Raw genomic sequence first — 21,476 nt, 5'->3', positions numbered from 1 at the left:
TAATTTACTCCTTTTTGCGATTTTTTCAAGCCTTCTTGATAATTAACGAATTTTAGGATAAGATTTAGACATGTGGATGGTCGTAATAGCCTCTTTGATTTTATTAATTATAGTTTACTACTTTTTTATAAAAAGCTCAAAATTCAAAGAGAAAGACGACACAGATGTTTACAAACGCAAAGACTTCCTATTGACTAAAACAGAAAAAGTAGCCTTTGATAAGCTAAACGAATGCCTAAACAAAAGCAACCTTACAGTGATACCTAAGATGAGGCTTACAGACTTTATCTGGACACCTAAGGAAAATAGAAACGCCTACCTAAAGATACAAATGAAATTCGTTGATTTTCTAATACTAAAAACCCCCCAACTTCATCCTGTGGCAGCAATTTTTATAACAAATCCGGAGAACAAAGCCAAGATGCAATCCTTAGAAATAATAGAACCAGTACTTGAAAAAGCTCAAATAAAATTGATAAAAGTATCTCCGCAAGAGATATTTAGCGGAACCTTGCAAGATAAACTAAAACAGATGGTTTGGGAGGGACTATGATAAAAAAAGAGCTACTTGACATAATAGCATGCCCCAAATGTAAAGGAGATTTAAAATTAGACAAAGATGGCAAGTTTCTAATCTGCGAAAGATGCAAGTTAAAATACCCTATAGAAGATGATATACCTATCTTGATTATTGATGAAGCACAACCATTGGATGATTAAAGCCCTAATCGCTGTTTTTATCTGTATAACATCTTGGGCATTTATACCTATAGCCTCAAAAGAAATTCTCAAGGGGATGAATAACTATGCTATGTTATTTTTCTCAAATATAATCTCAGCTTCTATACTTGGCATATATCTATTTTCTCAAAATGGCATAAGGGTTTTAAAAAAATACTCAATCAAAGATTATATCTTAATGTCATTTCTGGGCTTTTTGGGAAGTTTCTTATTCTATGTATTCCTTTACAAAGCATTCTCCTTGGCAAGCGCTCAAGAGGTTTTTATAATAAACTACACCTGGCCTATCCTTATAACACTCCTTGGCTTTTTCATACTAAAGGAAAAAGCAACACTCATGAGTCTAATAGCCATAACAATAAGCTTTTTAGGTGTAGTTATAATAGCTACAAAAGGTAATTTATCCACCCTAAAATTCACAAATTTATATGCAGACATCCTGGCGCTTTTAGGTGCCACATGCTTTGCCCTCTTTTCCGTTCTAGGGAAAAAAGTTAAGTATGACCAAAAAATAGCTGTATTTGTGTATTTCTTATCCGCTTCTATTTTCAGTCTCGCAACAATTAAAGCCTTCCAGATAAAATTTATAAATTCAAACACGCTCTTTTGGCTTTTTATCAACGGGGCTATTATCAATGGCATATCTTACATTTTTTGGTTTTATGCATTGAAAAAAGCAAAAACGGCATTGATATCGAACCTTGTGTATTTAACGCCGCTTATATCTCTTGTATTTATATCATTGATACTGAAGGAAAAAATAGAGCCCTACTCTATTGCCGCCCTGTTTTTGATAATGGCTGGAATAGGGCTTCAACTCGCAAAAAAACCTACTTAATAGGTATGTTTATCTCAAGAACTTCCATGGAATTATCCCTCTGAAGAGATACCTCAACATCATTGGGGTCTATATCTACATATTTACTTATAACCTTTATCAAATCATTTCTTAAATCATCCAAAAAAGGTGCTCTGTTAGAAACCCTCTCATGTGCCAGTATAATTTGCAGTCTCTCTTTGGCCTTTTGAGCCGATTTTTTCTTATTTTTTCTAAAAAAATCCAACAACATAGCTACTATTCCTTAAAAAAGCTTATTATTGTCTCTAATATTCCCTTTTTCTTTTCCACTATCTCCATAAACGGCACATCCTTGCCCAAAATCCTTTGGGTTATGTTTTTATATGCCTTACCAGAAGGGGAATCGGGATGCAAAATAGAAGGCTCCCCAACATTGGTATAGCTAACAATATTTTCATCTTCCGGCACAACACCAATCAAAGGTATACTCAAAACCTGCAAGACATCATCCTTGCTCATCATATCGCCTTTTTTCACAAGAATAGGATTTATACGGTTTATTATCAAACTCATCTCTTTCTTGTTGTTAGCCTCCAAGATACCTATAACTCTATCTGCATCTCTAACAGCGGATATTTCCGGTGTAGTAACGATTATAACCTCATCAGCGGGCAGCATTGCGTTTCTAAATCCACCTTCTATGCCTGCAGGGGAGTCCAAAATAATGTAATCAAACTCTTTCTTAAGCTCATTTGCCAACTCTATAACCTGCTCCGGCTTAACAGCTGATTTATCCCTCGTTTGGGCTGCGGCTATCAAATATAGATTATCGGTTCTTTTGTCCTTTATCAGGGCTTGCTTTATCTTGCAAACCTTCTCCACCACATTAACAACATCATAAACAATACGGTTTTCTAAACCTAAAATCATATCCAGATTTCTAAGGCCAATATCCAAATCAATTGTCACAACCTTCTTTCCAGCCAAAGCCAACCCCAAAGACAGATTGGCCGTTGTGGTTGACTTACCAACGCCACCTTTACCGGATGTTATCGTTAAAACCTTACCAGACATAACCTACTCCTATTTTGTATTTAGCCACTCACTATAAGACATTATCACTATGCCGTCTTCATCTACATAGGCAACTTCAGAAACAATATTATCCCTCTTCTTCAATAGCACATTCTCCTCAGGCGATCGGGTTATATAGTTGCCTATCCTTATCTGTGGTGGATTCAAATCAAAAGCAAAAATAACGGCATCATCGTTGCCACCATAACCAGCATGAGGCACGCCATACAACTTGCCCAACACAAATATATTGCCAGTGGCATAGATGTATGAGTTCGAATTAACATTACCCACGACAACCAAATCACCATTAGCCTTTATAGATTGACCACTTCTTAGATTGCCTCTGAATGTTGAAACCTCTCTTTCGTTGGCCTCATTCACAAGATGGATGTGCTTAAGTTCGATTACGGGCAAATCCACATTGAGGTTTTCTTTATCTTCAACTACTATAGCACTTAACAAAATCCCTTTTTCTTTTAAAAAATCAATAAAATCGCCAGCTAAAGATTTATTGGAAGAGTTGAGTTTTAAGGTAATTATAGCATTTTTCATATATTGACTTGATACAGCCAAAAGACTCTCAAGCTCATTAAACGCCTTTTTTTTATCTGTCTGGTGTATCTCTATCTCAAATCCTAGGAAATTTTTTCCCTTAATCGCAACCTTACCCATTGCCTGGTTAAATACCATATAATTTGCTATAATTCAAGACATAAGTTGGTTTAGCGATTCAACAGCAAGAATGCAGCAATGTTTGACTTTTAAAATATGTAAAATAAACTGTTGGAAGGAGGGCATCGTGATAATAGAACAAATCAAAACCTACACAAGAAAGGAAGCTATAGAAATAACCAGCATAGTACAAAAACAGGTAGAAAAAATTAAAAGCGGTGTTGCAGTAATTTACGTGCCGCATACAACAGCAGGGATAACAATAAATGAGGCCTACGACCCTGCAGTTTGCGAAGATATGCTTGAAGAACTAACAAGACTAATACCATACTCAAGCAAATACAAGCACTTGGAGGGGAACGCCGATGCCCATATTCAGGCCTCTTTAGTAGGTAGTAGTGTTAATGTAATTATAGAAAACGGCAAACTCGTTTTGGGCAGATGGCAGGGCATATTCTTTATGGAATTCGACGGTCCAAGAAATAGGGAATTCTACATAAAAATCATAAAGGGGTGATTGAATGAAGTACATGATACTGTTAGGCGATGGTATGGCAGATTGGCCTATTGAGAAATTAGGCGGTAAAACCCCATTAGAGTATGCAAACACACCAAATATGGACATAATAGCATCCGGCATAAAAGGTATGGTAAAAACAGTGCCTGAAGGTATGCATCCTGGCAGCGATGTGGCAAATATGAGTGTATTGGGATACAACCCAAAGCTGTATTATACAGGAAGGGCCCCGCTTGAGGCTATCAGCAAGGACATAAAAATGGATGATAATGATGTGGCATATAGATGCAATTTTGTATCTATAGAGGACAACATAATGAAGGATTTTTCAGCTGGACACATACCAACTGAAAAATCAAGTAAACTCATACAACTTCTAAATGAGCAGCTGAAAGAGGACGGCATAGAGTTTTATACAGGCGTAAGCTATAGAAACCTCATGATCTGGAGAGGAGGAGAAACCGATATAACAACACCGCCACATGACATATCCGACCAAAGCATATACGAACACCTGCCCAAAGGAGAGGCAAGAGATAAACTTATATCCATAATGGACAAAACCAAGGAAATCTTAAAAGACAATACGATATATCCAAAAGCCAACGCAATATGGCTATGGGGTGAGGGCAAAAAACCGTCCATGCCGCTATTTAGGGATGAGTTTGGCAAGGATGGTTGCATGATTAGTGCTGTTGATCTAATGGTGGGTCTTGGAAAACTCACAGGCATGTTCATACCACAGATAGAGGGTTTAACGGGCTTTTTGGATACCAATTTCGAGGGTAAAATAGATGCAGCCTTTGAGTTTTTGCAGGATGGCGGCGACTTTGTCTATTTGCATGTTGAGGCAACAGATGAAACAGGACACATGGGTGATGTTGAAAAAAAGATAGAAGCGATAGAGCTGTTTGATAGAAAAATAGTAGGGGAGGCAATAAAAAGGGCGGATAGCCTAAATGAAGAGCTAAGGATAGCCGTTTTACCGGATCATCCAACACCCATAAAGATAAAGACCCACACCGCAGAGGCTGTTCCGTTTGCCGTATGGGATTCAAAAAGCCCAAAAAAAGCCGATTCATATACAGAGGCGTCTTGTAAAAATGGGCTATTTATTGAAAACGGGCATGAGTTTATAAGGAGGATGTTGTTTAAGGAGTAATTATGGTTGGACCTATTGACATTCAAAATGTCATACTAAATGCAACAGCCCAGAGCCAACTAAACCAAAACCCACTCTCTCAGGCTGCAGCAGCTGACACATTCAAAGGCCTGATAGAGAAGAAAGAAAAAGAGGAAAAAACAACTAAAATCGAAGAGGCTGAAAACCATCCATCCAACACAATCGAAAAAGACAAACAGGAACAAAAAAGAAGAGCAAAAACAAAGGATGGTCATATAGACCTTAAAGCCTAATCTATGGGTTTTATAGCAAGGGTTTTATCCTTGTAAACAAGAGCGAATTTGGGCTTTTGTTCTGGCTTGTCGATACAGTAAAAGTAAAAATATGCTTTCTGAAGGGTTTGCAGGTTAACTATCTGTACATTACCCAACTCTCTCACCTTCCTGCAGTAATTTTCATATACCGAGTAAGGAAAGACCTCTTTGAATGGATGGTGAAAGGGTTTTTTATGAATAAAACCACCAACTAAAAACAAAACAGCAAGCACAAGGGAAAATTCAAATACATACTTATCCAGATTAAGTCTTTTTAACCCGATGGCACAAAACGGGGCTGCTATAGGGTAAAGATAATACAGATACCTTGTAAACTTCTCATGTGGTATGTTTATCAGCACAAACACAAGCAATAGATAGATGCCAAACAAAGACCAGTATTCCTGTTTGTATAGCTTCTTTTTAAAGTAAAAGAATAATCCTGCAACAAAAAACGGTAAACCCGGCCAAAATCGGGAAAGCAGTCTTCTAAAGTAAAACAGATAGCTTCTTTTATCACCTTCCGATAGGGTTCCTTTGATCCTTGCCAATATCTGATTGCCTACAAACTCGCTATAAAAAGCCTTATTTTCCATAAATTGATATAGATACCACGGAAAAGACAAGATAAATGCCAAAGTCAAACCAGCAAAAAATCTAAGGTTCAAAAATGAAAAATCCCTTTTAAGTAGCCTCCAGATAACAAAAACAAACACGCCTATAAGACCTACAGGACCTTTTGTTAGCACGCCAAGGCCCAAGGGAATACCGGATGACACATACCTTCCCTTTATCAGTAAATATAGGTTCAACAGGACAAAGAATGTGATTATGCTTTCCATCCTAACAATACTGCTAAGCCTTATCACATGAAAATTAATAACAAAAAACATAGACGCCACAAACGCATCCCTGTCTCTTTTAAAAACCATCTTTGATAGATAAAACACAAGGATACCGTCAAAAACGGCAAACAGAGCAGGGAAAAACCGGGCAGCAAAAGCTGAAACACCAAATATTTTATACGATAAAGCCATGAGCCAGAAATACAGAGGAGGCTTCTTTAGATAAGGTTCACCTACAAGATTAAGATTGAACCAATTGTTATTAAACAAAAGCCCTTTGGCTACAGCTGCATGCTTAAGCGAATCACCACTTAAATAAGGCTCCCAGCTTCGCATAAAGAAAAAAACAGAAGCAATCAGAGCTATAGCAACAACATAGAACAGCCTCTCGTTCTTTGAAAACCTACTCTCTATCACTGCAAAATTGAAAACCCCTCTTTAAGATCCGGCTTGCAAAAACCCAAACGGCGCACAAAAGCGGTTCAAGACAATTGGATGACTGAAGCAAAAACACCGTTTTTTACTGTTTTTTTAAGTCTATAATAACAAGAAATCTTTGGCAATTTATTTAACCTTTGTGCTATACCTACCCTACTGGTTCTGTTAAAATCTCTGTGTAAATCGTTCATAAGCACCTCTCGAAAAACACTTTAGATTTCCTCTTTTCCCTCATTCCGCACCTCTTTCTCCATTTATACCATAAAACCCCATATAATTACTACCCAATAGTTCCAATATCAGCCTATGCTTGTTTTCCAACCCAACAATCTGCTCTTGCCCATTAAGTAAGAGTAGATGTATAGCAAAGAAGTTCTCAAACACCCATCTTGCAGTGGGATTCTGAATGGGTTTGCCAAGTTGATTGGGAAAGGATTTGTTTTGATTTTTAAGCTCACTTCTTATTCTGTATTCCAAGGCAGAATAGACAAGCAAAGAGAGTGTCATTATCATAAGCATTGCTTCAATGCGTTTTGGGTTCTTTAGAAACATGGCATCGCTTAAAAACTCTGGTGATTTTAAGAACCTAAAGCCCCTTTCTATTCTCTGTTGAGATTTATACTCATCAAGCAGTTCCTTGGCAGACAGTGTCATATCATTGGTTGCAAGGATAAAAAGGCCACTCTTTTGGTTCTGTTTTTGTTTTAGGTATTCTTCATTTGGCTTGGTCTCTATAATCCAGTAGTATTCATAGTGGTCTGGTTTAGCATTTGGTTTTGGTCGTCCTCTTGTTTTGTATTTGGGCTTTGATATGAGTTTAGCCTCTGATATCATTATGCATTCTAACTTCTTTGTTTTTTCTTCAAATGCTTTTCTTGCATCAGCTTCACAGAAAAATGCTCTCTTTTGTAATTTCTCAATGAGTTTTGTTTCCTGTTTTTCTTTTTCTTGATACTCTTTCTTTATCGTTTTGTCCCCTCTTGATTTAGCATAACTGCTTTTGTATAAAACCCACTGTTGTTTCATTCCTTCATAATCTACTGTGTACTGGATAGCCTGATAGTTCTCATCAAGCTGAATAAATTCCTCTTCATTGTGGTTTTTGAGTATCTCTTTTGCCTGTTTTAGTTTCGATGGAACCCTTGAGATGAAAAGCATGTTGTTTTTCTTAAACTCTTCCATTGTTTTAGAACTAAAGAGGGCTGCATCGGCTATCACCTTTGTCTTTGTATTATTAGCATTCTTTAAAGAGTTAATATGCTCCTTTACTATATTGGCAAATGCCTGTGTATCTATTTTATTACCATCTGCAGGCTTCATCCATATGGGAATGCCTGCTTTGTGTTCTACTATAAGATTTAAAACCACCTGATTGAGCTCTGGATGGTGGTCTCTGCTGTATCCCTGGGTGATAAAGACTGGGGTTGGGGGACTTAAAATATTTTTGTGTCTCCCCCACAAACCTACTAAAATGGAGTGGGGTTTAATGAACTGTTCTAATGAACTCTGAAATTAGGCTAAGTATGGAGGAGCTTTAAGAGATGAACAGAAAGATGCTTAAGGAGATAATCTCAAACATGGATATGGATGTAGTAAAGGAGTTGGATGAATACGGAAAGAATAAACTGGCCACCCTAATGGAAGGACTACTTATTGAGATAATGGGTAAGGAAAGATACGAGTACTTACTTGAGAACCCAGAAGACAAAGGCAATGGAACCTACAAAAGGAGCCTAAACACAGGCCTTGGTAAACTGAATTTGGATGTCCCAAGAACAAGGAGCGGAAACTTCCGCTCTCATCTTCTCCCTCCCAAATATCAAAGGTATGATGAAAGCTTTGAGGATTTAATCTTCTCCTTCCTAATCAATGGAGACTCAAAACAGGAAATCGTGCACAAGATGAAATTGAGAGGACTGGATTTTAGTGAAAAAGCATACGATGAGATATTTGAATACATAAAGACACAGATGCTTGAATTTAAATCCAAAGAACTTCAGGAAAACTACTATTTTCTATACATAGACGCCTATCACTGTATGGTAAAGGATGAAAAGGATAAAAGGGTAAAGAGAGCTGTCGTTTACACTGTTGTAGGGATAGACACAAATGCTCAAAAAACACTCCTTGGATATTACTCATTCTTTGGTAGTGAGAACAGATCCACCTGGATGGAAGTATTCCAGGATTTAATCAACAGGGGAATGAAAAGGGTCTTAATGTTCATCTGTGATGATTTCAACGGAATCTCAGAGGCAATAAGAGCCTTCTTTCCTTACTCGGATATTCAGAAATGCACAGTTCATGCATCAAGAAACGTATACAAGCATATGAAAAAGGAGGATGCCTCATATGTGAACAAAAAGCTCAAGGAGATTAAATACTCCTGTGATACCTTTGAAAAAGGGATAGAGATTTTCAAAACAGAGATAATTGACAGATTCAAAGACCAATACAAGACCTACACCAAATATTTAGACTCAAGAAAAGAAGAACTCCTTGCCTTCTTAAAGTACCCTGAGGTAATAAGAAAGTACATCAATTCAACAAACACTGTTGAATCTGTACATTCATCCTTTGAAAAACAAAGGCTAAAGAAAGGAGGGTTCTTCCAGTCCATGGATATCCTAAATGTTGCCCTTTTCATTGCAACAGATAAATTACACAAAACCTGGAATGTTAATCCTCTGATTAAGGCTAAAAGATATGAACTGAATCAGATGTTTGTTGCTAAGTTTGGGAAGGGAGTTGAAGAGTGAGGAGGGATTTGGTATGATGAGAGAGACACAAAAATTAGGGGATGTCTCGGGGTTGGCTCATACTCTTCTTCTTTTCCTCCTTTTCCCCATTTTCCTTCACTGTTATTTCCCTTTTCTTCTTTTCCATTTCTTTCTTTTACTTTTCCTTTTTCTTTTTCTTTTTCTTCTTTCGTCTTTTGGTTTGGATACTTACCGTCAAGATGAAAGCTTGTGCTGTCTAAGTGTATGGTAGAGGGTGTAAGGTTCAGTATTTTGAGTGCCCTGCTTGCTATCTTTTCATACAGTTCACTTACGCCGTATTCAAAGAGCTTATCTAATGTTCTACCAAGTGCATCATCGTTGAACCAAGGGAAGTCAACATCCCTTCCGAATAATCTCTTTAGTGGTTTGTCTTTGAAGAAGAGAGGAGTTAGGTAGAGTTGCTTGTTGACATAACCAAGACCGTTAAGGATCATTGCCTTTGTTGCTTCGCCATAGCTTAGGTTCTTTGATTTGCTTGATGATGGTATTTCATCATCTATGGTTTCTGCTATCTTTAGTTCGTCTATCATACCAGCTATTAGTCCTAAGTGATCCATGTTCTTGATAACTGCTTTTTGTTGTAACATTTAAATACCCCCTCTTTTTAGAGGGAGATGTAAGCATTTTCTGTTCCGTTTATTCTAAGACCCTTTTCATTCTTTTACTCTGTGCATTTGGGTTTGGTCAAATAAGATAGAGGTTTGAGTGCGGAAAGGGGGATATATTTTAGAGAATGAGAAATAAAAAGATTAAAAAAAGGAAGTGTAAAGAAAAAGAAAACACCCCGGTCTATCTTTGGAGTCGTTACCTTCGCTTTTAGTGAACTAATCAGGAAAATTAAAAAAGCCAATCTTGAGGTTGCTCTCAAGACTGGCTTCATAACAGGCTTTTACTGGCGCGCCCGAGAGGATTCGAACCTCTGACCCACGGATTAGAAGTCCGTTGCTCTATCCAGCTGAGCTACGGGCGCACAACGAATGGTCGGGGTGAGTGGACTTGAACCACCGACCCCCTGCTCCCAAGGCAGGTGCGCTAACCAAACTGCGCTACACCCCGACTGCGCCAAAATTATTATCACAAAATGATTGAGAATTCAATAAAAAAATGCTGTGTCAATACAAAATGCCCCGGCAGCCAAATTTAGACATACTTATAACCTCAAACAAGTAAGGGTGATACCTGAGGACGTTTAAAATAAAAAGTGGGGGATATAAGGGTAGAAAAATATTTGATGGTAACATTAAAGTATGGTTTAATTATTAAATTAAACATAAGGAGGCTGGTATGGGTTTCATGGCGGTTGCCTTTATTTTAGCTGTTTTTATCTTGTTTTTCTTTGTTTTTCTTAGAGTCTTTAAGTTTATATTGAAAAATGCAAATTCTCATGAGAGCCATTTAACCAGTTCGGATTCCTATTCTGGGGCTGAGCCCTACGCTGATTATGATTATACAAGTGATTCTCACAATAGCAGTCCAGACTCTTAACCCCTTTTGTCTTCATCTTTAAATTGTTCAAGGACCGATAAAATTATTGGCAACAATTGCTTTTTTCTGGATAATACATTCGGTAAAAAATATTCATTTTTATCCTTTTTCTCATAGGGTAATAATGTTTCACACTCAAACTCTGTTGTAAATAGCAAGCTGTTGGAAGTTATTATATCACTGATAAGCAGCATAGCCCAATCCAATTGTTTACCCTTTCTTATTTTCTCAAGCTCTTCAAAAATCTCGCTTCTCTTTTTGGGCAGAATCTCTAAATTAACTGTCTCTGCCTGCCCTATGCCAAACCTGACACCGAACTCGTCGTATATCTTAAAGTCGGTCTTTACGATTTCATCTGCTGATTTGGAGTTAATCGTCCCTGTGCTTTCAAACATTTCCCTGCCGTATTCTTCTAAGTTAACACTGGATAGCTCTGATAGTTCTTTGGCTATTTTTATGTCCTCATCTGTTGTTGTGGGTGATTTTAAAATAACCGTATCGGATAACAAACCACTTAACATCAACAAAGCCGTTTGGCTATCAGGCTCTATATTGTGGTATTTGTATAACTGATATACAAGACTGCAGCTGCTGCCCAACGGTTTGCTATAGAAAAAGATAGGGTAGGTTGTTTTTATTGTTCCAAGCCTGTGGTGGTCTATGATTTCCAAGATCTCTGCGGTTTCTATCCCGTTTACAGCCTGAGCCATCTCGTTATGGTCAACCAGTATCACTTTATTGGCGAAACTCTTGATTATGTCCGACCTTGTTATGATTCCAACAAGCTTTCCTTGATCGTTCACAACGGGCAAACCCCTATAAGCTGTCTGGTTGAGAAGGTCTCTTGCTGAGGATAGATAATCGGTTTCTTTTATTGTTTTGACATCTTTATTTAAAACAGATGATGCAGGGGAGCTCAGGGTTAGTCTTCTTGCAGTCTGGGCTGTATCGAAAGGGGAGACAAACACACTACCTTCAAAATTATCGAAGTTGATATCCTTTAGATCTTCCTTTGAATCTATGGCCGTTAGAACGATGCATCTGAATTGATTTTCTATAGCATAGTTCAGTATTTTTGTTCTTTTGCCCACTATGAGGACGGTCTCCTTGGGGGTTAAATCTTTTGCATAGTCTTTGAATTTTTCAAACGGCATAGCACCTATTATTATCTGTCCTTTAAATGTTTTTTCCTTTTTTCTTTTGATGAAATAGCCCCCAAGCACCTCTTTGAAGTTATCAAGGTCAAAAAGGTATTTGGGTTTTTTGTCTATTCTGTCTGAGATAAAGAAATCTGTTAACTCAAAAACACTGATTATACCAAGAAGTTTATCGTCGTGGTCAACTATAGGTATTAGCCTTATACCTTTCTCTTTGATTGTTTGCATTACCTTGAATAACGGCGCATCAGTGTTTAGGGCTATGGGCGGTTTGGTCATAATATCTGCTACTTTTGGATAGATGTCGTTTAAAAGAACGGGAGGTTCAACGCTTGCCCTATTCAGAACAAATTTGGTTTGTTTGTTTAGATTGCCGCATCGTGCGGGTATGTATGTTTTGTTTTTGTCTATAGTGTTTTTTAGTTTAGCATAAGCGATAGCTGAGCATATTGCATCTGTATCGGGATTCCTGTGACCTATTACATAAACCATTTCCATTTCTACCATCCCTTAATATTTCAGAAGAAAAACCAAGAAGTATAAATCAGATAAAATCTTAGACAAATCAATTTCTTACCTTGTAGCTTCACCTTTCCACCCAGTTATATTTTATATCAAAAAATAAGCCACTTTTCATTTAAATAAAAACATTAAGACCTCAGAAAACGTTTATAGGATACACCTTTATTTAACTATCTAAACAAGCATCCCGGATTAGGCCCAAGCAAAATAATTACAAATTATTAATCTTCAAGAAATATTGGCTTAATAATAAAGCTCTATAATTAAAAAGTTTTTAGAGGAGATGATGAATGCAAGAATTTGTAAAATTCTTAAAACAATTTCTATTTCACCCCATAGCCGTAAGCTCAATAACACCTTCTTCTAAATTCCTATCTTCCGCAATAACCAAAGAAATCAACCCTAAAAACAGCAAGATTGTATTTGAATTCGGCTGTGGAAGTGGAGCAATAACAAAAAGTATAATTTCAAACATCAAAAAAGATGCAATGCTTGTCGCCTTTGACATCAATAAAAACTTCACAGAAATAGTAAAACGTAAATACCCGGAAGTTATTGTAATAAATGACTCTGTAGAAAATGTCGAAAAACATATGAAACAGCACTCCATTAATAAGATAGATATCATAATATCATCTCTCCCATGGGCAGTATTCAGCTTATCCACTCAAAGTAAATTATTAAATTTAATCCATAGAATACTAAGACCCAACGGAATATTTATAACATATTCATATTTACACACCTTTATTTTTCCCAGTCAAAGTAGATTTAGAAGCATACTGCACAAGCAATTTAGAGTAGTAAGAACATCAAAACCTGTATGGCTAAATCTGCCTCCTGCTGTTATAATAAAATGTATAAAATAAAGATTCATCAACAGAGAACAAACAAAAATAAATTAAGGAAAAAACCTAAAAGATGGAATTTATTCTACTGCTTTTCAGTTCATACATTATAGGGCTAATCACAGCTATACCTATAGGACCAATACAAATAGAAATGGCCAAAAGATCAATATCTGGCTATGTAAAAGAATCAATCATGGTAGCTTTAGGTTCAACCATATCTGATTTAATATACGGTTTTATAGCTATTTTTGGCATAGCCCCCTTTTTAGCCGACAAAGAAATCGAGGCATTATTTTTATTTATAGGGGGAATTATACTAATCATTCTAGGACTTTATACCTTAATCTATAGCAACAGATACACTGAAAACAATATCAAAAAGGCAAAATTATTTAAGATACACACATCTTTTTTCATAGGTTTACTTATTGCTATAACGAACCCGCCAATAGTTTTTTGGTGGCTGTTTTGTTTTGAGTTTTTGAAAGACATAAACATCATGGAAAGTATCAAAACTCCATATTCTATTGCCTTTCTTCTATCTGCCGGAGTCGGCATTGTCTCATATTTAATAAGCATGGCTTTGCTTATAAATAAAATTGGTAAAATTCTAACCTATAAAACAGAGCATAAAATAAACAAAGCATTTGGCATTTTTTTAATCGTGATTTCGTTTTATTTCTTATTTAAAAGTGTTCAAACATATTTTAATTTTATAACAAAGTAGGAAATGTATCAAAATAATTAAGTTTGGAGGAATGAGAGTTTTATGCATTTAACAGAGATATTCAACAACTACATAGTACCTTATGTAGTCCATTTAGGCATCTTGGGTTATTGGATTGCTGCCTTAGCCACACTACTTGAAACAATTTTGGTTATAGGGCTTTTTATACCAGGCTCAACTATCGTGTTAATATTCGGCGCCTTAAGTGCAGCGGGATATTACAATTTTCTCTATTTAATGGCATTCACCGTCTCATCTGCTGTACTTGGAGACTATATAAACTATAAACTTGGAAAAAAGTATGGTAAATCTTGGATTGTAAAAGAAAAGTGGTTTTTGAAAAAGAGTCACCTGGAAAAAGGCAAAAGATTCTTCGATTCGTATGGAGCTCGAAGCCTCTCCATCGGAAGGTTGATACCAGGACTTAAAGAAACATTCCCTTTTATAGCCGGAAGCATGGATACAAAACTAACTAAATTCCTATTTTGGGATGTTATAGGTGCTATAGCGTGGAGCTTTGAGTTTCTTTCTGCTGGGTACTTGTTTGGCAGCTCTATAAATCTTGCCAAGGCGTGGTTGGGAAGAATAACAATAGTCATTGCAATCATATTCTTTATATTTGCTGTCTTGTATGCATTTAAATTTTTCTTTGTAAAATATGGTTCTTACATACTCGCCCTCCAAAAATCGATCTGGAATTATTTAAAAACAAATTCAGACATATTAAGGCTAATAGACAAATACCCAAAGTTGTTTGGTTTTTTAAATTCCAGGCTAACCCTAGAAAGATTCAACGGCTTGCCGCTCACAATTTTATCATTAAGTTTTGTATACCTATTTTCCCTATTTATAGAAACAACATCAGAAATCATTCACAAAAACATGCTATATAAATTCGACATCATGTTTTCAAATCTTATTTATCATTTCAGAAATGTATCGGTTGTAAAGATAATGCTGTTTATAACCATGTTTGGAAATAAAAAAACAATAATTGTTATTACAGCTATGTCCATAATTTTGTTCCTCATATATAGAAAAAGAAAATGCATATTCCCGCTTTTTGTCTCCATAGTGGGTTCAACCGCCACAACCTGGTCTATAAAATTTATCCTGCACAGACCAAGGCCTCTGGAAGCCTATTACAGTGCCGTTGGCTATTCCTTCCCAAGCGGGCATGCAACCATATCCGCAGCTTTTTATGGCTTTCTAACATATTTTTATATAACTCAGGCAAAAAAACTAAAATCTAAATTTAATATCGCTATGGCTGGACTTGCTGTAGTAATTCTCATCGGTGCAAGCAGAATCTACCTAGATGTCCATTATTTCAGCGATGTTTGGGCAGGATATCTTATAGGATCGTGTTGGTTGATAATCGCAATAGGCATCTGTGAGTTTCTCAATTATAAAAACCCAGAAAATCAATTTTTTGTAAGTAAAAAAGAAAAATATACCTCCTATGCAATCATCCTATTATCCTTAACCATCTGTGCAATATTTGCAGTCGAGTTCAATCCCAAATCAACGAACAAAATACATCTCACTTTAACACCAACCAAAAGTGCTTTATCGGTATTTAAAAATAGCGATTTAAGATACACAACAACAATATTAGGAGAAAAAGAAGAGCCTATTAACTTGATTATCATAGCAAAAAACGACTATACACTAAAAAAAGACATGAGTGTGGTTGGATGGTATTTTGCCGACAAATTAAGTTTGAAATCCATAAAAAAATCCATAATTGCACTAATTCACAACAAGCCTTATAATGAGGCGCCCATATCCCCTGGTTTCTGGAATTACAAGGTCAACAATTTTGGTATAGAGAAACCCATAAAAGGTGAGAGTATAAAACTTAGACACCATGGCAGAATATGGAAAACATACTACTCTATAGAGGGTGAGGAAATATATGTGGCTGCTGTAAGTTTTGATACTCGACTGAAATGGGTAATACATAAAATTAACCCCAACATAGACAAAGAAAGAGAGTTCTTTTTTAACAGTCTCAGATCAAAACATTTAATAGAAAAATATAAAAAAATCCAGTTTGTGGAACCATTCTCAGGCTACAATTTCTACGGAGACAAGTTTTTTACAGATGGCAAAGCTTATATAATTTGGCTTAAATAAACCACTCTAACTGTTAAATTAAAAATTTTTAATAAAAAGTCAAATCAGATTTCATCCAATATGCATAAAATGCAAACAATAGGAGGTGGCTTTATGGGCAATCCTAATTTGGAAATATTCAAAATGATAAACGGATATGAAAAAAGCTGCAAAATATTATCTATTTTGGCAATAGTGGTCGCAAAATATCTTGTCTTTGTCATACCTATCTATCTGATATGGATGTTCGCAAAGAGCAGTAAATATTACAAAAAACAGTCTCTATTGGCTTTTTACTCAGCTTTACTTGGGCTTTTAATAAATTACTTGATATCCTTAATTTACTTCCATCCAAGACCTTTTATGATGCATATAGGCAAAGTTCTTTTTCAACATTCTGCTGACTCATCCTTCCCCTCAGACCATGTTACCCTATTTCTATCTTTGGGGTTTTACCTTCTTTTAGAACACAAACTAAGGTTGCACGGCTTAATTATAACGGCTCTTGGGCTTATGGTGGGTCTTGCAAGGGTTTACAGCGGGGTTCATTGGCCCTTAGACATAGTTGGATCATTTGCAGTTGCCTTACTTCCCCCCTTTTTAATAATTCAACTAAAAGGAATTCTAAACCCTTTAAATGAAAAGATCATTCTAATATATGAAAGACTATGGGAGTTTCTGCTTCAAAAGATAAAAAACAGGAAGATGTTAATATTACTGCTACTTTTATTAGTAATAGCAAGCTCAGTAATATGTTTTGAAGTATATATGGAAGAAAATGGCAATTTTCACACCGTAGAAAACGGTGCATTATACAGAAGCGGCCAACTGGATAAAGATGAGCTTTTATACTACATCAAACAATATCACATAAAAAGCATTGTAAATCTCAGAGGCAAGCAACAGGGAAAAAACTGGTATAAAGAAGAAATAAAATTATCAAAGCAATTGAACTTAGTGCACATAGATTTTAGATTGTCACCAAATAAAATCGCAAAACCCAGAAAATTAATCAAATTGATTAACATTCTAGAAAAGATACCAAAGCCAATTCTTATACACTGCAAGGCAGGCGCAGACAGAAGCGGCCTTGTAAGCGCAATTTGGAAATATTATGTGGAGAACTACCCCATCAAACGATCCGATGAGCAACTATCTTTACTTTATTTGCACTTTCCATACCTTGGTAGTCCATCGGAAGCAATGGATAAAAGCTTCTGGATTTTTGTTAAAAAAGCTAAAAAGAGGCAGAGCCGATGAAGTTCATTGAGTTGGTTTTCAAAAACAAATTAAATTTATTTGTATTCTCATTTTTGCTCTTCTCATTTGGAAGCTTTTATGTATCTTTCTTTCCCCCTGACGAACCTAAATATGTTGATGCCGCCCTTAAGATGATAGAATCTAAGAACTATTTGGTGCCATTTTTCAATTGTCATGTAAGATTTGATAAACCTATCTTGTTTTACTGGGAATTAGTGGCGTTTTTTAAGCTGTTTTCTGTTGATTTTTTAATTAGAAATGGAATAGATCCACTTGGAATAATAGAATACGCAGCACGTTTACCTTCAATTATATCAGGGGCATTTACTGCGATTTATATTTACAAACTCTCTTATACGCTGTTCAGATCAGAGAAAATTTCAACCAACTCAATTATTGCCTACTTCTCCTTTTTGTTCTTCTTTTATTTAACTAGATCCGTATATCCGGATATGAGCTTGATTCTATTTGAATTGATGGCAACATACTATTTCATAGAAGAAAAATATTGTATTGCTTGGCTTACAACAGCTTTGGCCTTTTTAGTAAAAGGCCCTATAGGCATAGTCGTACCAGGGTTCAACTATCTGTTGTATCTATGGATAGTAAAAAAAGAAACAGGTTTGAAAAAATTTTTCACAAGGAAAAACATTTTAGGCCTTGCAATCTTTGCAATAGTTAGCGTTCCATGGTATTTAGAGTTATATCTCCTATACGGAATAAAATTTATAAATAAATTTTTTATCTATCATAACATAGAGAGATTCACAGGCGGAGCGCATCAACATCCAAACCCCTTTTATTACTATGTACCCATATTAATAGCCGTATTGTTCTTTTGGTGGCCTTATGTGAAAGACCTATCGAAAAAAGTGGATTTGAAAGATAGCAAAAACAGAGTGCTTCTAAGTTGGTTTGCGTGGGTCTTTTTATTTTTCTCAATGTCATATAACAAGCTGCCACACTATATAGCCGTCTCTTTTTTACCTTTGGGTATTTTATTCGCTCAATATATGGATAGTTTAGAAAACACCAAAACAAAATCAGTCATCATGTTTACAATAGAACTTGCCATTGGATTTGCCATTTCGGTCTATTTATTTGAAGAAAGGTTGTATTTGCTAATACCCACCGCCTTTTTTGGAATAGTATGCATGGGCATGTTAAACTTCGCACACAATCCAAAAAACACAATCTTTTACAAAACAATAATTGTAAGTCTATTTTTATCGATAACATTAATGCAATTAGAATCTCATAGACCTGAGAAAAAAATATGGAAAATAATGCTAAATAATCCTTACCCCCTATACGAATTTAGGATTAACAATCAATCCTTGATAGCGTATACAAGAAGATGTCTTAAAGATACAGGAAGTATAATTTTTTTCAAGAACAAAAAAGACACATTCTATGTCTATACAAAAAGGAAATATTTAAGTTATTTCAAAAACTATAAAGTAATCTTTTTTGCATTGGATAGAGGAGAGCCAACGGCACTTATAAAAATAGAGCAACCAAAGCAGGAGGTGCTAAAGTGAGAGATATCTTAGAATTTTCAAAACAATTTTTATCTCACCCCATAACCGTTAGCTCAATAGCTCCCTCATCCAAGGTTTTATCTTCAATTATGATTGACAAAGCAGAACTTAACAATGCTGAGGTTGTGTTGGAGTTTGGCTGTGGCAACGGTGCAATAACAGAAGATATAGTATCAAATCTTCCCTCGGGGGCTATTTTTATGACCTTTGACATAAACAGAACCTTCACAGAAATAGTAAAGAAAAAATTTCCCAATGCCATAGTCATAAACGACTCTGTTGAAAATGTAGAAAAATACATGGAACAGTACTGCATTAACAAAGCTGATTCAATAATATCCTCCCTTCCTTGGACAGCTTTTAATCAAAAGACACAAATTAGTCTGTTGAAAATAATTTACAGTATATTAGATCCAGGAGGAGTTTTTCTAACTTATTCATACATACACACGTTTGTTCTGACAAGTCAAATCAGATTCAGAAAAATTCTGAGAAAAATTTTTAAAGAAACATATATTGCAAATATTGTGTGGGTAAACATGCCACCTGCCGCTGTAATAAAATGTAAAAATAGGTTAGAGGTGATATCTATGTTTGAGGATAATTTTTCTTTATTATATGGTTTATACGACAAACTTACAGAATTTGTAAATTCTTTTTACTTTCCCGATGCAATCGCTTCAGTATCTTCGAAAATTACCGACACAATGCCAAAAACAGGTAAATTTATTACAAACGGCTTTGCTGCTTTAGCTACCAATGCATTTGTAGTAAATCTTTTGCAAAAAATGGACACTAAAATTATAGAAAAAGTAAAAAACCCTAAAAAAATACTTATTATCAGTGATTTGAACATAGGCGATGCGATAAACCTTCAAAGTGTCGTCTTGGCTACAAAAAAGCTTTTCCACAATCTAAAATAGATTATGTTGTTAATGTAAATACTTACAATCTTATTGCCAACAATCCTTATGTCAATGATACACTTAACATTCTCAGTTATGATATACATACAAGCAGAAAATCGGTTATTTCTCTAATTTATTCAAAAAAATACGATTTTGCAATAAACTTGTGCCCCTTTTTTGAAAAAGATTCTATTGTAGATGACGAGCAATCACCTTTCATAGACTACAAAGCATTATCAGCAAGTATTATTTATAACGAGCTTATGAATAATAATATAAATCATATATCATACCAAGCATACAATTACTTTTCCAACCTATTCAGCAATCTAAGAAGTAGCAACAACCCAGAAATAGATGTCGATATTTTTGTACCTTCAATATGGCTGCCTAATAAAGCTATACACAAAGCCGAGCAATTTTTACTTAAGAAAGCACTAATAAATAAAAAAGGGTTAGTTCTTTTTAATCCCAATGCCACGTCAATTTATTCACAAATTCCTTTTGAGATACAAGTAAATATAATAAAAAATTATGCGAATCGGACTTTGTTAAAGCCATCCTCTTAACTTCAGGGCATACTTATACAGGCATTGAGGAAAATTTGATTAAATCCTTGTCAAATTGCAGTAAAATCACTATAGTTCCAAAGGATATACCTATTGATGTTTACGCAGCCTTAATAGATTTTTGTGATGTTTTTGTTACATCGGATACAGGAACCATGCACATTGCCGCAGCAAGAAAATTCAGCGAATCAGGGGGTCAGCTGAGAAACAAAACAGCGGTTTTTTCTATTTTTGGGGCCACTTCGGCTCGAATGTACGGATATGATTCGTATAACAGTCATTTCCTAAATCCTGGTCAGGATGCACCATCAAAATTATATATCTCCAACGCCGTGTGTAGAAACTTAACATGTGTAAACAAAAAAGCAAAAAAATGTAAAAAAATAAGGTGTTTTGAGGGTATAAATGAATTTGAAGTTGCAAAAGATATAATAAACTATTTATCCAAAGAGCAATAGTGCAGTGAGATTTATTCTGTTAATTATAGTATCATATATAATCGGTTTTTTTACAGCTATCCCTATAGGTGCAACTCAGGTTGAGATAGCCAAAAGATCAATGACTGGCTATATCAAAGAAGCTTTAATGGTTGTTGCAGGTTCTATTACATCGGATTTGATGTATGGATTTATAGCTATGTTTGGGATAGCACCTTTCTTAAAAGATGAAAAGGTGGAGGCATTCTTTTGGCTTATAGGCGGAATAATACTAATTGTTCTGGGAGTTTTTACGTTAATTTACAACGATAAGGATGGCTATAACAATACTGAAAAAACAATGCTGTTTAAATCTCATACATCATTGCTTGTAGGATTTTCCCTGGCTGTCACAAATCCACCGATAATTTTCTGTGGTTATTCTGTTTTGAATTTATAAAAAGCGTGGGAATAGTATCTAATTTTAAACCAGTATATACGGTCATTTTTCTTCTATCAGCCGGTGCTGGCATAGCTTCTTACCTTTCAAGCCTTGCCTTGTTTTTAAGGAAAGTAGGTAAAAAAAATACCCTACGAGACAGAAGGTAAAATCAAT

At 35.6% G+C, this 21,476-nt stretch carries 22 protein-coding genes, 2 tRNA genes and 2 pseudogenes; 16 read left to right on the top strand and 10 right to left on the bottom strand.

Features of this window, described 5'->3' with window-relative positions; all coding sequences use genetic code 11:
* The first annotated feature begins 70 nt into the window (after nucleotides 1-70).
* From HIPMA_RS01045 to HIPMA_RS09355, 3 genes are read left to right on the top strand one after another with little or no spacing between them, the layout of a single operon-like run.
* Nucleotides 71-553: a DUF2726 domain-containing protein gene (locus tag HIPMA_RS01045; RefSeq protein WP_013681227.1), complete on the top strand. Its 483-nt coding sequence runs from the start codon at nucleotides 71-73 to the stop codon at nucleotides 551-553.
* On the top strand, nucleotides 550-720 hold the full coding sequence (locus HIPMA_RS09360; protein ID WP_013681226.1) for a Trm112 family protein: 171 nt from the start codon (nucleotides 550-552) through the stop codon (nucleotides 718-720). Before HIPMA_RS01045 ends, HIPMA_RS09360 begins: the two co-directional genes overlap by 4 nt.
* Nucleotides 713-1,579, top strand: a complete 867-nt coding sequence (locus tag HIPMA_RS09355; protein ID WP_013681225.1) for a DMT family transporter — start codon at nucleotides 713-715, stop codon at nucleotides 1,577-1,579. The genes HIPMA_RS09360 and HIPMA_RS09355 overlap by 8 nt, the downstream gene beginning before the upstream one ends.
* On the opposite strand, the gene minE is transcribed toward HIPMA_RS09355, so the two are convergent.
* The 3 genes from minE to HIPMA_RS08975 are packed head-to-tail and all read right to left on the bottom strand — an operon-like array spanning nucleotide 1,572 to nucleotide 3,289.
* A complete protein-coding gene (gene minE / locus HIPMA_RS01035; RefSeq protein ID WP_013681224.1) occupies nucleotides 1,572-1,811 on the bottom strand; it encodes a cell division topological specificity factor MinE in 240 nt (79 codons plus the stop codon). The two genes, HIPMA_RS09355 and minE, sit on opposite strands and share 8 nt — an antisense overlap.
* Before the next feature lie 5 nt (nucleotides 1,812-1,816).
* Nucleotides 1,817-2,614 carry a septum site-determining protein MinD gene (minD, locus tag HIPMA_RS01030; protein ID WP_013681223.1) on the bottom strand — a complete coding sequence of 266 codons (798 nt, stop codon included), beginning with the start codon at nucleotides 2,612-2,614 and terminating at the stop codon, nucleotides 1,817-1,819.
* A 9-nt stretch (nucleotides 2,615-2,623) separates the two neighbouring features.
* Nucleotides 2,624-3,289: a septum site-determining protein MinC gene (locus tag HIPMA_RS08975; RefSeq protein WP_169309461.1), complete on the bottom strand. Its 666-nt coding sequence runs from the start codon at nucleotides 3,287-3,289 to the stop codon at nucleotides 2,624-2,626.
* A 127-nt stretch (nucleotides 3,290-3,416) separates the two neighbouring features.
* Between HIPMA_RS08975 and HIPMA_RS01020 the strand changes: the two genes are divergently transcribed.
* The 3 genes from HIPMA_RS01020 to HIPMA_RS01010 are packed head-to-tail and all read left to right on the top strand — an operon-like array spanning nucleotide 3,417 to nucleotide 5,222.
* Entirely contained in the window at nucleotides 3,417-3,806 is a 390-nt protein-coding gene (locus HIPMA_RS01020) for a secondary thiamine-phosphate synthase enzyme YjbQ (RefSeq protein ID WP_013681221.1), read from the top strand.
* Nucleotides 3,807-3,810: 4 nt separating this feature from the next.
* Complete coding sequence (locus HIPMA_RS01015) at nucleotides 3,811-4,968, top strand: cofactor-independent phosphoglycerate mutase (RefSeq protein WP_013681220.1); 1,158 nt, start codon at nucleotides 3,811-3,813, stop codon at nucleotides 4,966-4,968.
* A gap of 2 nt (nucleotides 4,969-4,970) precedes the next feature.
* A complete protein-coding gene (locus tag HIPMA_RS01010; RefSeq protein ID WP_013681219.1) occupies nucleotides 4,971-5,222 on the top strand; it encodes a hypothetical protein in 252 nt (83 codons plus the stop codon).
* Here HIPMA_RS01010 and HIPMA_RS01005 read toward each other — a convergent pair.
* The 3 genes and pseudogenes from HIPMA_RS01005 to HIPMA_RS01000 form a co-directional block, all read right to left on the bottom strand.
* Nucleotides 5,219-6,505, bottom strand: a complete 1,287-nt coding sequence (locus tag HIPMA_RS01005) for a glycosyltransferase family 39 protein (RefSeq protein ID WP_013681218.1) — start codon at nucleotides 6,503-6,505, stop codon at nucleotides 5,219-5,221. The genes HIPMA_RS01010 and HIPMA_RS01005 overlap by 4 nt on opposite strands.
* 65 nt (nucleotides 6,506-6,570) lie before the next feature.
* Nucleotides 6,571-6,717 (bottom strand): hypothetical protein, encoded by a 147-nt coding sequence (locus tag HIPMA_RS09520; RefSeq protein ID WP_013681217.1) that lies wholly within the window; start codon nucleotides 6,715-6,717, stop codon nucleotides 6,571-6,573.
* A 40-nt stretch (nucleotides 6,718-6,757) separates the two neighbouring features.
* Nucleotides 6,758-7,957 (bottom strand): annotated as a pseudogene (locus HIPMA_RS01000) (IS1634 family transposase); the annotation flags it as partial.
* A gap of 110 nt (nucleotides 7,958-8,067) precedes the next feature.
* Here HIPMA_RS01000 and HIPMA_RS00995 point away from each other — a divergent pair.
* Nucleotides 8,068-9,285, top strand: a complete 1,218-nt coding sequence (locus tag HIPMA_RS00995; RefSeq protein WP_013681092.1) for an IS256 family transposase — start codon at nucleotides 8,068-8,070, stop codon at nucleotides 9,283-9,285.
* A gap of 47 nt (nucleotides 9,286-9,332) precedes the next feature.
* On the opposite strand, the pseudogene HIPMA_RS00990 reads toward HIPMA_RS00995, so the two are convergent.
* The 3 genes and pseudogenes from HIPMA_RS00990 to HIPMA_RS00980 form a co-directional block, all read right to left on the bottom strand.
* Nucleotides 9,333-9,893 (bottom strand): annotated as a pseudogene (locus tag HIPMA_RS00990) (DUF4277 domain-containing protein); the annotation flags it as partial.
* Between the two features lie 306 nt (nucleotides 9,894-10,199).
* Nucleotides 10,200-10,276, bottom strand: a tRNA-Arg gene (locus tag HIPMA_RS00985).
* A gap of 8 nt (nucleotides 10,277-10,284) precedes the next feature.
* Nucleotides 10,285-10,362, bottom strand: a tRNA-Pro gene (locus HIPMA_RS00980).
* Nucleotides 10,363-10,590: 228 nt separating this feature from the next.
* Between HIPMA_RS00980 and HIPMA_RS00975 the strand changes: the two genes are divergently transcribed.
* Nucleotides 10,591-10,791 (top strand): hypothetical protein, encoded by a 201-nt coding sequence (locus HIPMA_RS00975; protein WP_013681216.1) that lies wholly within the window; start codon nucleotides 10,591-10,593, stop codon nucleotides 10,789-10,791.
* On the opposite strand, the gene HIPMA_RS00970 is transcribed toward HIPMA_RS00975, so the two are convergent.
* Nucleotides 10,788-12,455: a putative manganese-dependent inorganic diphosphatase gene (locus HIPMA_RS00970; RefSeq protein ID WP_218915356.1), complete on the bottom strand. Its 1,668-nt coding sequence runs from the start codon at nucleotides 12,453-12,455 to the stop codon at nucleotides 10,788-10,790. The two genes, HIPMA_RS00975 and HIPMA_RS00970, sit on opposite strands and share 4 nt — an antisense overlap.
* A gap of 305 nt (nucleotides 12,456-12,760) precedes the next feature.
* On the opposite strand from HIPMA_RS00970, the gene HIPMA_RS00965 reads away from it, so the two are divergent.
* From HIPMA_RS00965 to HIPMA_RS00920, 8 genes are all read left to right on the top strand, one after another.
* The gene (locus tag HIPMA_RS00965) at nucleotides 12,761-13,339 is read left to right on the top strand and encodes a class I SAM-dependent methyltransferase (protein ID WP_013681214.1); all 579 of its coding nucleotides are present in this window, start codon (nucleotides 12,761-12,763) and stop codon (nucleotides 13,337-13,339) included.
* Nucleotides 13,340-13,391: 52 nt separating this feature from the next.
* Nucleotides 13,392-14,048, top strand: a complete 657-nt coding sequence (locus HIPMA_RS00960) for a LysE family transporter (RefSeq protein ID WP_013681213.1) — start codon at nucleotides 13,392-13,394, stop codon at nucleotides 14,046-14,048.
* Nucleotides 14,049-14,090: 42 nt separating this feature from the next.
* Complete coding sequence (locus tag HIPMA_RS00955; RefSeq protein ID WP_013681212.1) at nucleotides 14,091-16,187, top strand: LssY C-terminal domain-containing protein; 2,097 nt, start codon at nucleotides 14,091-14,093, stop codon at nucleotides 16,185-16,187.
* 93 nt (nucleotides 16,188-16,280) lie between these two features.
* The gene (locus HIPMA_RS08970) at nucleotides 16,281-17,426 is read left to right on the top strand and encodes a phosphatase PAP2 family protein (RefSeq protein WP_013681211.1); all 1,146 of its coding nucleotides are present in this window, start codon (nucleotides 16,281-16,283) and stop codon (nucleotides 17,424-17,426) included.
* The gene (locus HIPMA_RS00940) at nucleotides 17,423-18,967 is read left to right on the top strand and encodes an ArnT family glycosyltransferase (RefSeq protein ID WP_013681210.1); all 1,545 of its coding nucleotides are present in this window, start codon (nucleotides 17,423-17,425) and stop codon (nucleotides 18,965-18,967) included. The genes HIPMA_RS08970 and HIPMA_RS00940 overlap by 4 nt, the downstream gene beginning before the upstream one ends.
* A complete protein-coding gene (locus HIPMA_RS00935; protein WP_013681209.1) occupies nucleotides 18,964-19,890 on the top strand; it encodes a class I SAM-dependent methyltransferase in 927 nt (308 codons plus the stop codon). The genes HIPMA_RS00940 and HIPMA_RS00935 overlap by 4 nt, the downstream gene beginning before the upstream one ends.
* Nucleotides 19,891-20,479: 589 nt before the next feature.
* On the top strand, nucleotides 20,480-20,902 hold the full coding sequence (locus HIPMA_RS00925; RefSeq protein WP_041323912.1) for a glycosyltransferase family 9 protein: 423 nt from the start codon (nucleotides 20,480-20,482) through the stop codon (nucleotides 20,900-20,902).
* 4 nt (nucleotides 20,903-20,906) lie between these two features.
* Nucleotides 20,907-21,320 (top strand): LysE family transporter, encoded by a 414-nt coding sequence (locus tag HIPMA_RS00920; protein ID WP_013681207.1) that lies wholly within the window; start codon nucleotides 20,907-20,909, stop codon nucleotides 21,318-21,320.
* Nucleotides 21,321-21,476 lie beyond the last annotated feature (156 nt).

This window comes from Hippea maritima DSM 10411 (assembly GCF_000194135.1).
In the GTDB taxonomy this organism is placed as follows: Bacteria; Campylobacterota_A; Desulfurellia; order Desulfurellales; family Hippeaceae; genus Hippea; species Hippea maritima.
This window is presented reverse-complemented; position numbering and strand designations above follow the sequence as displayed.